Origin of the sequence: Mucilaginibacter sp. KACC 22773 (assembly GCF_028736215.1) — a bacterium.
Classification (GTDB): Bacteria; Bacteroidota; Bacteroidia; order Sphingobacteriales; family Sphingobacteriaceae; genus Mucilaginibacter.
The window spans coordinates 878,367-891,005 of the sequence record NZ_CP117883.1 but is presented as its reverse complement, the minus strand read 5'-3'; the positions used below and the strand labels follow the sequence as shown (position 1 = coordinate 891,005).

Sequence of the window (12,639 nt, the reverse complement as noted above, 5' to 3'; positions counted from 1 at the left end):
AATTTCTCACAACTCACAACTCACAACTCACAACTCACAACTCACAACTCACAACTCACAACTCACAACTCACAACTCACAACTCACAACTCACAACTCACAACTCACAACTCACAACTACCTCGCCACCTCCCTGCTTATCACAATCTTCTGGATCTCGCTCGTCCCCTCGCCTATGGTGCATAGCTTGGCATCGCGGTAATATTTTTCAACCGGGAAATCTTTGGTGTAGCCGTAGCCGCCAAAAATCTGTACCGCCTCGGTGGCTGCGCGTACTGCTGTTTCTGATGCAAAGTATTTGGCCATGGCCGATTGTTTGGTAACCGGCTGGTGACGGTTCTTCAGGTCGGCGGCTTGCATAATCAATAATTCAGACGCTTCAATTTCGGTAGCCATATCGGCCAGTTTAAAGGCAATGCCCTGGAAATTGCTTATCGGCTGCCCAAACTGCCTGCGTTCTTTAGAGTAAGCTACGGCTGCCTCGAAGGCGCCTTTGGCTATGCCTAATGATAAAGCTGCTATAGAAATTCGGCCACCATCCAAAACCTTCATGGCTTGTTTAAAGCCTTCGCCTTCGGCGCCCAGCAGGTTTTCTTTAGGTACGCGGCAATTGTCAAATATCAGTTCGGTAGTTTCAGATGCGCGCATGCCCAGTTTGTTTTCTTTTTTGCCGTGGGTAAAACCGGGCGTACCTTTTTCAATAACCAGCGCCGAAATGCCATGCGAATCGCCTTTTGCCCCGGTGCGCACCATTACCACAGCCACATTGCTGCTTTTGCCATGGGTAATCCAGTTTTTTGATCCGTTTACTATGTAGTGGTCGCCATCTAAAACGGCGGTAGTATTCATTCCCAAGGCATCGCTGCCGGTGTTGGCTTCTGTTAAACCCCAGGCACCTAACCACTCGCAGGTGGCCAGTTTGGGCAGCCATTTCATTTTTTGCTCTTCGCTACCAAAGGCCAGGATATGACCGGTGCAAAGCGAATTGTGCGCGGCCACTGATAACCCGATAGAACCGCAAACTTTGGCAATTTCAGCAATAACGGTTACATATTCAAAATAGCCAAAGCCAGAACCGCCGTATTGTTCAGGAACCAACACACCCATCATGCCCAATTCGCCTAATTGCTTAAACAATTCAATGGGGAAATGTTGCGCTTCGTCCCATTCCATTACATGGGGTTTAATGTGGCGCTCGGCAAAATCTTTGGCCATCTGGCCCACCATACGTTGATTTTCACTGGTAGAGAAGTCGAATCCATGCATTGCCGGATCGTCTGTAAATAAGGTTTCCATACTAATTTATATAACTGGTTATACAAATAAACGATTAAAGTATGGGTAAAGTTTCATCCAAAACACCGGGTAATCATAGTACAAAATGGTATACGGTATGAATAATAGGTTTAGTTTGAATAGGATAGTTTTTAGGTAAGAAAAGGCGGCGAAAATATTTTTCAGAAAAATTCAATTCCGTCCTTGCGGGGGTTCCTATACTATTAAATTAAGAGAAGCAGAAGTGTAAAATAATATCGAACACTGAATTTCGAATATCCAACACTGAAGTTTTTCCTTCATTATCCGAAATTGGATATTCGGTGTTCGATATTAAATCGGCCTTAATTTAATAGCATTAGAGAGACCCTCAGTGGGGACAGCAACCACAAGTCAACCGGGATTGTCATTTTTTATTACTTTCTTACAATTATTTGTAGCTTTCTTTAGGTAAAAAAGTCTTGATACTCGATACTAACTACCTGATACTTAATAAGGGCGTTGCCTGTGGCCGGGCTCTTTGCTCATACTGCACAGGCCTTAATCACGCTGGCCGGTATCCGCGCCGATCCCTAACGCAAGAATTTGTCTGAACCAAAATTCACCGAATTAAAGAATTTTCAGAATTTTAAAATTCGGCTAATTCAATTAATTCTAAAAATTCAGTTCAGGCAAAATCATCTGCACATCTGGAATCTGCACATCAAAAAATCTTGATACTTGATACTAACTACCTGATACTTTAAAGTTAATACCCCGCCAATACCACCAACGTATCGCTTATCGGCGCTATCCGCTCGCGGCCTTTCAGAAAGCCCAGTTCAACTACAAACGAGAAGCCGGCTACTATGCCCCCCATCTCTTCAATAAGCTCGCTGGCTGCAGTTACAGTACCGCCGGTAGCCAGCAGGTCGTCATGAATCAGGATGTGCTGGCCGGGTTCAAAAGCATCGGTATGGCACTCAATTACCGCTTCGCCATACTCCAGTTTATAGGCCTTGCGCTTTATGGTATACGGCAGCTTGCCTGCCTTACGTATTGGCACAAACGGAACGCCCAATTTAGAAGCCAGCGTAAGCCCGAATAAAAACCCGCGACTTTCTATCCCGGCAATCACATCTATTTTGGCACCCTTCAATTGCTCCACAAAAGCATTAATAATACTATCGCACAGGGCGGGGTCTTTTAAAATGGGGGTTATGTCCTTAAATATTATCCCCGGCTTCGGGAAATCAGGAATATCGCGGATGGCTTTCTTTATTTGCTCGGTAATCATTTAAAAACTAAATAAGGCCCAATTTTACGCAAAATTCCGTCATCAAGTATGGCAATATTTTTCATATCAGCTATCGATTCATAATCGCCGTGCTGGTTGTGGTACTCTATTATCGCATTTATCTGCTTAAAGCTCAAGTATGGGAAGCGCCGCAGTTGGTCGAAGGTGGCTTTATTGATATCAAGCATGGTAATATGGCTGTTGTTTACAGCAATGCCGTTTTTAATTTCGCCATACTTGCTATCATCTATACCAAATACCTCTTTCAGCTGTTCTTTGCTGTAAAAACCGCCAAGCCTGTCCCGGTACCTGATAATACGCCTGGCGAATGAAGGCCCAATGCCCCTGATCATCGTCAGCTTAGCCGAGTCGGCACTGTTTATTTCTATAATTTCACCGGGCGCTGCTTTCTTAGTGTAATTATCGCTGGCCGGCAGGTTAATGTAGGGTTCCAGCCGTTTGTAGTCAGCATCGGTTATAGCGTATATCTTTTTAACATCGGTTTTGGCATAAAACCGGCCGCCTTTGGCCTCGTAGTTTTTTATTACTTTAACCTGATCTGCGCTCAGCCCCAGTTTTTCCCATTCTGCCTCGGGTAAATTGTTGGGATTAAATGCAAATAGCGCAGCTTTCAGGGAGCTCCTGCTGCTTGCCGGGCCACTTGCTGCGGTGCCTGTACTATCTGCTTTGCTTAGCATTGCAGCGGCTTTATCAAACTCTTTAAAATTTATTGTATTATCTTTGCGGATGGTTAGATACGCGTATGGCGCAGCTAAAATCAATGCTATTAAAATAATCAACACTACCATTCCGTTCCATTCTTTTTTGGTTACCGAAAGATAGTTTTTTACAGGTGTTTTCATTTACAGCATTATCAACCGTAAATTAATAAAAATTTCAGGATACCTATTTGACAATTAATTCATCTATCTAAAAAATGAAAGTAATAACCACCGAAGAGTTTGCCAAAGCCACTAAACTTGATAAGCTGAAAATGCCTGGCCTGGCCGCTTTATTGATGGAAATAATGAAAATTAACCAGGTTAATGAACTGTTTGCCCAGGCACAGCCCAAACAAGGCATCGAGTTTATTGACGCTATATTAGCAGGATGCGGCATCGATATTGAATTTGACGAGCGCGACCTGAGGCACATTCCCAAAACCGGCAGCTTTATTGCCATAGCCAATCACCCCTACGGTGGCATTGAGGGCCTGGTGTTGTTAAAAATGTTATTAACGGTAAGGCCGGATGCTAAACTGATGGCCAACTTCCTGCTTAAAAAAATCCCCAACCTGAGCGATTTTTTTATTGCTGTAAATCCGTTTGAAAATGTTGAGCACTCCTCAAGCATCAGCGGCCTGAAAAACACGCTCGAGCTGTTAAACAATGGTACGCCGATAGGCATATTCCCGGCCGGCGAGGTATCTACCTTTAAAGTAGAGCAACAACAGGTAACCGACCGTTTATGGCACCCCGTAGTAGGTAAAATTATCGCGAAGGCAAAAGTGCCTGTTATCCCAATCTACTTCCATGGCAACAACGGCTTATTGTTTAATCTGCTCAGTATGATACACCCAGCCCTGCGCACGGCCAAACTACCGTCGGAGTTATTTAACAAGCAAGGCCATACCATTAAACTACGCATAGGCAAACCCATTAATGTATTGGATGTGCCCGATTATAATAATAGCGCCAAACTGCTGAATTTTTTACGCGCCCGTACCTATGCTTTGGGCACCGGATTGGAGGAAGAAAAGAAGATTTTTAGCCCGCGTAACCTTTTCAAAATAAAACGGCAGCCAAAGGATATAGTGCCCGAAATAAGCGTGGATATACTTGAAAAAGAGGTTGCCCCGTTGCGCGATAACTATAGAATATGGATAGAAAAGAACTATGAAGTATTTATAGTACCAACCTCGGTGATCCCGAATGTAATCCGCGAGATTGGCCGTCTGCGTGAAATAACCTTCCGCGAAATTGGCGAAGGCAGCAACAAAGCTATCGACCTTGACGAATACGACATTTATTACAACCACCTGTTTATATGGGATTTTGAGGCCAAACTTATAGTTGGCGCTTACCGTATTGGTTTGGGCGATGAGATATTTTACAGCGTAGGCAAAACAGGCTTTTACCTTAACGAATTGTTTAAGTTAAAAGCTCAGTTTACCCCGGTGCTGCGTAAAAGTTTGGAGCTTGGGCGTTCATGGATCCGCAAGGAATACCAAACTAAGCCACTGCCCTTGTTTTTACTTTGGAAAGGCATCCTCAAATTCCTGATTGATAACCCCAGGTACCGCTATTTGATAGGGCCGGTAAGCATCAGTAATTCATTTTCTAAATTCTCCAAATCGCTCATCGTAGATTATATCAACCGCAACCATTTTGATCATGAACTGGCGCAATATGTAAAACCGCGCAAAAAATTTAAAGTTGATTTTTCGAGCATCGATACCGACTTGCTGATGGCCGGCGAAGATAGTTTTAAGGGGCTTGATAACCTGATATCGGAAGTAGAAACGCGCAATATGAAAGTGCCGGTATTGCTACGCCAGTACATCGCGCTTAATGCCAAAATCATCAGCTTTAACATCGACCCTAAATTTGCCGATTGCCTTGATGGCTTCCTGGTGCTCGACCTGGAACAGGTACCACAGGATATATTGGAAAAACTGGGTAAAAATTTATAATGTTAAGTCAGCAGTACTAAGTCTTAAGTTCTAAGTCGGAAGTTCTAAGTCAAAAAAATCAACTTAAGACTTAGAACTTAAGACTTAACAACACTACAAGCATTTTCATATTGTTATTTCCAATCCAGGTATTTTACACCTGCATATCCGGCAAAGGTTTTGTTATTATCCTTAATATCGGTATCCAAATAAACTGCGCCTATTAAATGACTTCCCGAATCATCATCAAACGCTCCAAGCATATATTTAATATTGCTTTGGTAAGCAGGTGTACTTATGGAATTAAAACCTAATTTATAAGTTGGGTACTGGGCCATATTATCAAACAGGTAAACGTTTGATACATCATCACCAGGCCCCTCGAAACCGAGTACCATATCCAGGCCGTTAGCAGCAAAATTAATGGTAGCCATAGGCGGCAAACCCGACTCCTCGGCCCTGTAAAAAACAGGATCGCCGCCGCTTGCCTTTCTTATTACCATTTCGTACTGATCCAATGCATCAAAGTTATATTTGCGCAGCAGGTACACGAGATCGCCGTTTTTTGATACAGCGGCTGATATGAAATTGTAATAGCCGGTAAAATAAATTACACCGGGCACTTTCATGGCCGGCCCGTAAAATGCTACATTATCGCTATTGATGATGTACAGTGTTTTATCATCGGCGCTCCAGTCAAAATTGCGAATATCATTATATTGCGTTAATGATGCCAGCAGTTTACCCGTTTTATCAACTATATCAATAGATCCCGCTAAGTTTTTGTAAGCAAATTTCGTATGATCATGCGACATCCTGATAAACTTCTTAGTCGATCCGTTGTTCGTGATTTTCTGTGGTTTGCTTGTAAAATCAGCTAAAAAGTAAACTTCATTATTGTAAATAAAAGCAACATTTTTTATAGCCGGGTGCCGTATACTATCAATTTTATCAACCTGCGCTTTGGTAATATATGGGTTAACATCTTTTTGGCAGGAGGTAACGGCTGTAATCAACAACGCAATAAAAACCAGGTAAATATTTTTCATCATTAAAATTTATAAATTAAGCCAGCGCCGGTTGATATTGATTTATATAAAGTGCCGGTACGTGAGTTATAGTATGTTTGCCCGGTAGTAGCAAAAAAATTATACGAACCCTGGATATTAAGCTGCAGGTTTTCGCCAAAACTAAGGTTTATACCGGCCTTGGGGGCTCCGTAGAGTTCCTGTTCGTTAATATCCTCGGTCTTATCAAAAGCAGCATCAACCGAATGGGAGAAAAACTTAGTTGCATAAGCCCCTAAATTTACGCCGGCAAAAACCCGGAAGCCATCACTGATTTCAAAATTGTAGGCACCACCCAAATAAAGCATATAGCTCCTGAAGTTGCCATAAGTAGCGGTTCCATAATCGTTGTCGCCCACGGCATAATAAAAAACATCCTGTTTAGGCTTATAAACACGATAGCCGGCGCTTACGTTGGCAGTCCAGTTTTCATTAAAAATATAAAAGCTTGCGCCGTAAGCAGGAGCGGCTTTATAAGTGTACTTGAGGCTGCCCGCGGGCATATCATAGTCGGCATTAATGCCTACGCCAAATTTTTGAGAGCTTTCGCCGTATGAAAACTGGGCCTTTGCGGCAAATGAATTAAGGATAAAAAATAAAAACAGGAGTTTTGGAAAGCGGGGAATAATTTTGGAGTACCGGCGATAACGGCAATAGTTTAAATACATATGTTGTAATAAGGTTTCGGGCCGAAAATATAAATAATTTTCGGTGTTTAAAAAGTATGCCCGCAATTTTAACAAAATGAAAAACGTCCCTGCCGGGTAAACCGGCAGGGACGTTTTAATATTAACTATGTTGTTTGGTTATTAAAATCCGTAACGGATACCAAACTGCATTTGCCAGCGTGAAGCAAACAAATCAACCGAGTAAGGCAATCCAGGATCCTGGAAAGTATATTTAGGATAAGTTGTTGCCGCATTAGCAAACGATGGTGTAGTTTTTGGCGCTAAACCAATGCTTGAAGTTGAGTTAAATGTATTGGCCGAGAAGTAGTACTGACCCCATTTTTTGTTCAGCAAGTTGGTAAGGTTAACAATATCGTAGGTAAAAGTAATAACCTGTTTGTGCTTGCCACCAAATTTAAAGTCTTGCGAAAAACGGAAATCCAACTGATTATTCCATGGCGTAAAGGCTGCATTACGTTGTGTAAAGTTACCACGACGTGACGACAGGTAGCTATTTTTATCGATGAAAGCATCAAAAGCAGCTGCTTGCTGAGCGGCAGTTTGCCCGCCAACTATATCACTAAAGAAATTAACAGTTTCGCCTTGTTTAGGGATGTAAGCTAAGCTAACTTGTTGTCCTGTTCCGTCGATAGCGCTTGGGTAAAAACCGTAAGTGTAAGGGTTACCAGATTGTGCACTAAAGAAGAAGGTAAAGTTTGCAGTATAGTTTTTAGCAGCATCCCAATCGTGCCTTAAGTTAAGGTTTGATACGATACGGTGACGGATATCAAAGTTTGAATTGGCTAAACCCGGGTTGTTAGGGTTTAAAGCCTGGTTTAACTGCCAGTTTGACTCCATTGAGTTACGGATACCATTGGTAACATCTTTTGAATGACCATAAGTATAAGCAACATTACCACTTAAGCCAAACGGAAAGGTTTTACCAACCTGCGCTGTAATGCTGTAACGGTAGCCAAGGCTTGTGTTTGATAACTCATAAGCATTGGTATATGATGAGTTAACTTTTTGATTAACAAATATTGGTTGTTGTTTTTGAGTATCGTAAGTATAATAAGTTACGCTATCCTTGGTATTTACTTGTTGGAATTTCAGGTCATGGATGGTTTTGGTATAAATACCCTCCAAAGTAAATTTCCACTGATCGTCGGTTGTATAATCAAAAGCTAAGCTGCTTCTCCAAACCTGTGGCATTTTAAATTTATTATCAATTAAATCCACCTGGGTTGCACCGGTAGATGCAGTATTAAAGCCCTGCGCGTTAACATAATCTAAACGGCCATTTGCAGAGGTAGAAACCGGGTTAGTATTTGGCTTTTGAGCCGCTTTGCTGTCATAAGCACCGTACGTTGCGCCGTTATTATAAAACGCATAGCCAAACCATGCAAACGGTACACGGCCGGTAAAGAAACCGCTACCGCCACGAATAATCAGACTCTGATCGCCATTTACATCATAATTAAATGATACACGTGGATTTATTTCAACGTTGTTCAAATAATTTTGTTTGATATCGCGGGGCTTGGTATAGGTAAATGTGTTGCCGTAATTCAAGTCAACTTTAGCGCCTGTTGTTTTATCGCTTAATGGTTGTTTGTTAGGTATGCCGGCATAATCAAAACGTAAAGCGGCGGTCAGTTTAAAATTGTCAGTAACCTGAATTTCATCCTGGCCATATAAGCTTAACAGGTTAACGTTAAATTTAGCGGATGGGTTAGCTAATATATAATCGCGGCTGTTGTCGGTATAGTTAAAGTTAGCGCGAACGCGTGACGGAACGTTATTAATAAAGTTCTCGATGCTGCTGTAAGCAACACGACCGTTCCATGAGTTAACAAAGTTATAAGTGATGTTATAAAACTCGTTGTGTGTACCAAATGTAAAAGTATGTCTGCCTTTGGTTAAGGTAAAGTTATCGGTAAACTCAGCAGTTTTTTGGTGCATATCAAATATAGCAGCTTCGCGGTCGGTACCCATAAAAATGGTGGTACCAGGAGTGCGGCCAGTAATTTCTATTTGCGGCAACGATGGATCTGAAGTAGGATCGCGGTAATCATGCACGTTTGAGTAACCAATAACCAGGCTATTGCTGGCACTGTTTGAAAACCTTGATTTTAACTCGGCAACGGTTGAAGTGGAATTGTTATGAGATACATAGTCAATACCACCAAAACGGAAGTTTTGCTGATCGCGCTCTAAGTTTGTAGCTGTTGAACTAATGGTATTGTTACGGATTGTTAACTGGTTGTTTTCGTTGATATTCCAATCCAAACGGTTAAAGAATTTGTTTGATTTGGAGTAGATAGAAGTATTTTGGTAGGTACCAGGGCTTAAACCTCCTGTAAAGCTTTTGAAAGCAGTAGTAAGGTTCTGAGCATCTTGTAAGCTCAGGATCTGGCTCGAACCGCTTGCATCGGCACCGCGGATAACCGGATCGGCACGGCGGGCGATTTCTTCGTTGGTAAAGAAGAATAATTTATTTTTGATGATAGGGAAGCCCACACGGATACCTGTTTGGTAATCATGGAAGCTTGTTGGCAGTTTTGAACCATCGCCACCGGCAGCAGCCGATGCATTGTTGGGGCCTACCAGGAAAGCGCCACGGCCATAACCGTAAATTGCTCCTGTGAGGTCGTTTGTACCGCTGCGGGTTACCGCATTTATACTACCACCCAATACGTTACCAATTTTAATGTCATAAGGTGCAACCAATACCTGGATGTCCTGGATAGCATCTAACGATACCGGGCTTGTACGGGTACTGCTGCCAACCTGGCCCGAAGCATTGTTTTGGCCTCCTAATGAAGGGCTAAAACCAATTGCATCATTATTGATGGCACCATCAAGCGTTACGTTATTGTAACGATAGTTGGTTCCCTGGAATGAGTTGTTATTGCTTTGTGGTGTTAACCTGGTTAAATCCTGCAGGCTTCGGTTAATTGAAGGCAGGTTTTTAATCTGGTTTTGATTAATGCGGGTACTTGCACCTGTTTTGGTGCCACCTGCCGTGCCCTTAATTTTCACTTCCGATAAGGTTGTTGTTTCATCAGCAAGGGCAAAGTTTAAGGTTGTTGTACCTAAACTTAAGGTAATATCAGTTCTTTCATCTTTTTTAAACCCGATAAAAGAAGCAGTGATGGTGTAGGGGCCACCCGGGTTAACGTTGGCAATTGTGTAACGACCATCGCCGTTGGTTTGTGAGCCGTAACGTGTACCGGTACTTGTGTTAAGCACGGTAATGGTTACACCAGGCAAGGTAACGCCTTTTTGGTCGGTAACTTTTCCGCTTACTAACGAGGTGGTAATTTGCGCATTGGCAACATTAGCAACTCCAATAATGAGCAGTGATAAAAGGATAAAGTATAACTTTTTCATTTGTGTTTATTTTGAACACAAAGGTTGCGCTACAATATTACCCCAATGTTAACACAAGATTATATTTATACCCAGCTGTTAACATTAACTATAATTTAAATATATCAGCTATTAATACCAAACTTCTTTAAAAGTATATACACAAGGTAAACAGGGGCTATAGGTAACAGCTTTAAATTAAACCCATATTGCGCGAAAGTTTTTTCGCGGGTGTTACCAATTAATACCAGGCATGCCGAGGGAATAAAAATAATAAGGCACACCAGCCACATTGCCGGGCCGCCTGTTGTTTGCCAGCTTAACAACGTCATGATAACATAGCTAAACCCTAACAATACAAACAGCATGGTGTACGAAATAAGCGGCGATATACGCAGGTAATAATAAACCGCTATCGCGATGGCAAATGACGCCCAGTTAAAATACCCGTTATATGTTCCTAAAAATTTAAAGTAGGGAAAAGGAATAGCCCAAAGCAACCCAAATACGCTAAACATTAACAAGGGCACACATATATAATGTATCACCTGGTTAGCTGGATCCTGGTGACTTAGTGCATACCTGTTAATGTATTGCCGGGCAATACTTTCGTTAGCTTTGGCATCGGCTTGCGCCCTGCCTTTATCGTTTGCTGTTTTTTTGCTGGCCACGGTACAAATATAAAACCCTTCCGGGTATAAGCCGAAAGGGTTTGCATTGATTTTTTTTATTAAAACTATTTAGCAAACGCCACCGAGCGGGTTTCCCTGATCACGGTAACCTTTATCTGGCCGGGATAAGTCATCTCCGTTTGGATACGGTTTGAAATATCTGCCGCTAACACTTCTGATTGTGCATCGCTTATTTTTTCGCTTTCAACAACCACACGCAGTTCGCGGCCGGCCTGGATAGCAAATGTTTTTTCGACACCGGGGTATGATAGCGCCAGTTCTTCCAGTTCTTTCAGGCGTTTGATGTAGCTTTCAACCACCTCGCGGCGTGCACCGGGGCGGGCGCCTGAAATAGCATCACAGGCCTGGATAATCGGCGACAGCATCGAGGTCATCTCGATCTCATCGTGGTGAGCCCCAATGGCGTTACAAACTTCCGGATGCTCTTTATATTTTTCGGCTAATTGCATACCCAAAATAGCGTGTGGCAGTTCGGGGTTATCATCAGGTACTTTACCAATATCGTGCAATAAGCCGGCACGTTTTGCCATCTTCACGTTCAAGCCTAACTCGGCAGCCATCGTTGCGCAAAAGTTAGCAACCTCGCGCGAGTGCTGTAACAGGTTTTGACCGTATGATGAACGATAACGCATCCTACCAACCATACGGATAAGCTCAGGATGTAAACCATGAATACCAAGGTCTATAACGGTGCGCTCGCCTATTTCAACAATTTCTTCTTCAATTTGCTTTTTGGTTTTGGCAACCACCTCTTCAATACGTGCCGGGTGTATACGGCCATCGGTTACCAAACGGTGCATAGCCAACCTTGCAATCTCGCGCCTTACCGGGTCAAAGCCAGACAAGATGATGGCTTCCGGGGTATCGTCAACAATAATTTCGATACCTGTAGCGGCTTCCAAAGCACGGATGTTACGGCCTTCGCGACCGATGATACGGCCCTTGATCTCGTCATTTTCGATATTAAATATCGATACCGTGTTTTCAATAGCACTCTCGGTAGCGGTACGCTGAATGGTTTGGATAACTATCTTTTTGGCTTCTTTAGTAGCAGTAAGCTTAGCTTCGTCCACAATATCCTTAATCTGGATCATGGCCTTGCTGCGGGCTTCCTCGCGCAGATTATCAACCAACTGGTTTTTAGCTTCCTCGGCCGATAGGCCGGCAATGGTTTCCAACTGTTGCAGGTGGGAGTTTTTCAGGATATCAACCTCTTCTTGTTTTTTTACAACAATTTCGGTTTGTTTCTCCAGGTTTTTGCGGGTATTATCCAGCTCACTTTCCTTGCGGTTCATATTCTCCAGGCGCTGGTTTAATGATTGCTCTTTTTGTTTTACACCATTCTCGCGCTGGTTAATGTTGTTATTTTTGTTGGTTACTTCCTGCTCATGTTCTGCTTTCATTTGCAAAAACTTTTCTTTGGCTTCCAGTAACTTGTTTTTCTTCAGGATCTCGGCGTTGTTTTCGGCATCCTTCAAAATCTTTTTCACTTTATTTTGTGCCGATGTTTCCTGGTCTTTAAAAAGCTTCCGTAACAGGAAGCGCCCGATGACTATCCCGAGGCCGAGGCCCACGAGTAGTCCGATAATAACGTATAGTAATATGTCCATTTTAGGTT

General features: G+C 42.7%; 9 protein-coding genes. 1 reads left to right on the top strand and 8 read right to left on the bottom strand.

Annotated elements, in window-relative coordinates; translation table 11 throughout:
- Positions 1-117: 117 nt before the first annotated feature.
- The 3 genes from PQ469_RS03770 to PQ469_RS03760 form a co-directional block, all read right to left on the bottom strand.
- Positions 118-1,296, bottom strand: a complete 1,179-nt coding sequence (locus PQ469_RS03770) for an acyl-CoA dehydrogenase (protein ID WP_274211794.1) — start codon at positions 1,294-1,296, stop codon at positions 118-120.
- 727 nt (positions 1,297-2,023) lie between these two features.
- A complete protein-coding gene (locus tag PQ469_RS03765; protein ID WP_274211793.1) occupies positions 2,024-2,551 on the bottom strand; it encodes an adenine phosphoribosyltransferase in 528 nt (175 codons plus the stop codon).
- On the bottom strand, positions 2,548-3,414 hold the full coding sequence (locus tag PQ469_RS03760) for a ComEA family DNA-binding protein (RefSeq protein WP_274211792.1): 867 nt from the start codon (positions 3,412-3,414) through the stop codon (positions 2,548-2,550). Before PQ469_RS03760 ends, PQ469_RS03765 begins: the two co-directional genes overlap by 4 nt.
- Before the next feature lie 74 nt (positions 3,415-3,488).
- Between PQ469_RS03760 and PQ469_RS03755 the strand changes: the two genes are divergently transcribed.
- Positions 3,489-5,243 carry a bifunctional lysophospholipid acyltransferase family protein/GNAT family N-acetyltransferase gene (locus PQ469_RS03755; RefSeq protein WP_274211791.1) on the top strand — a complete coding sequence of 585 codons (1,755 nt, stop codon included), beginning with the start codon at positions 3,489-3,491 and terminating at the stop codon, positions 5,241-5,243.
- A gap of 113 nt (positions 5,244-5,356) precedes the next feature.
- Here PQ469_RS03755 and PQ469_RS03750 read toward each other — a convergent pair whose 3' ends face one another.
- From PQ469_RS03750 to rny, 5 genes are all read right to left on the bottom strand, one after another.
- Positions 5,357-6,274 (bottom strand): hypothetical protein, encoded by a 918-nt coding sequence (locus PQ469_RS03750; RefSeq protein ID WP_143065384.1) that lies wholly within the window; start codon positions 6,272-6,274, stop codon positions 5,357-5,359.
- On the bottom strand, positions 6,274-6,957 hold the full coding sequence (locus tag PQ469_RS03745) for a hypothetical protein (protein WP_143065383.1): 684 nt from the start codon (positions 6,955-6,957) through the stop codon (positions 6,274-6,276). Before PQ469_RS03745 ends, PQ469_RS03750 begins: the two co-directional genes overlap by 1 nt.
- 141 nt (positions 6,958-7,098) lie before the next feature.
- Entirely contained in the window at positions 7,099-10,350 is a 3,252-nt protein-coding gene (locus PQ469_RS03740) for a TonB-dependent receptor (RefSeq protein ID WP_274211790.1), read from the bottom strand.
- A 104-nt stretch (positions 10,351-10,454) separates the two neighbouring features.
- Positions 10,455-11,000, bottom strand: coding sequence for an Mpo1 family 2-hydroxy fatty acid dioxygenase (locus PQ469_RS03735; RefSeq protein WP_274211789.1), 546 nt, complete (start codon positions 10,998-11,000; stop codon positions 10,455-10,457).
- A gap of 65 nt (positions 11,001-11,065) precedes the next feature.
- The gene (rny, locus tag PQ469_RS03730; protein ID WP_274211788.1) at positions 11,066-12,631 is read right to left on the bottom strand and encodes a ribonuclease Y; all 1,566 of its coding nucleotides are present in this window, start codon (positions 12,629-12,631) and stop codon (positions 11,066-11,068) included.
- Positions 12,632-12,639 lie beyond the last annotated feature (8 nt).

Excerpts from the sequence above, each read along its gene's own strand:
- PQ469_RS03770 (WP_274211794.1), bottom strand. The coding sequence starts at position 1,296 with ATGGAAACCTTATTTACAGACGATCCGGCAATGCATGGATTCGACTTC.
- PQ469_RS03765 (WP_274211793.1), bottom strand. The coding sequence starts at position 2,551 with ATGATTACCGAGCAAATAAAGAAAGCCATCCGCGATATTCCTGATTTC.
- PQ469_RS03760 (WP_274211792.1), bottom strand. The coding sequence starts at position 3,414 with ATGAAAACACCTGTAAAAAACTATCTTTCGGTAACCAAAAAAGAATGG.
- PQ469_RS03755 (WP_274211791.1), top strand. The coding sequence starts at position 3,489 with ATGAAAGTAATAACCACCGAAGAGTTTGCCAAAGCCACTAAACTTGAT.
- PQ469_RS03750 (WP_143065384.1), bottom strand. The coding sequence starts at position 6,274 with ATGATGAAAAATATTTACCTGGTTTTTATTGCGTTGTTGATTACAGCC.
- PQ469_RS03745 (WP_143065383.1), bottom strand. The coding sequence starts at position 6,957 with ATGTATTTAAACTATTGCCGTTATCGCCGGTACTCCAAAATTATTCCC.
- PQ469_RS03740 (WP_274211790.1), bottom strand. The coding sequence starts at position 10,350 with ATGAAAAAGTTATACTTTATCCTTTTATCACTGCTCATTATTGGAGTT.
- rny (WP_274211788.1), bottom strand. The coding sequence starts at position 12,631 with ATGGACATATTACTATACGTTATTATCGGACTACTCGTGGGCCTCGGC.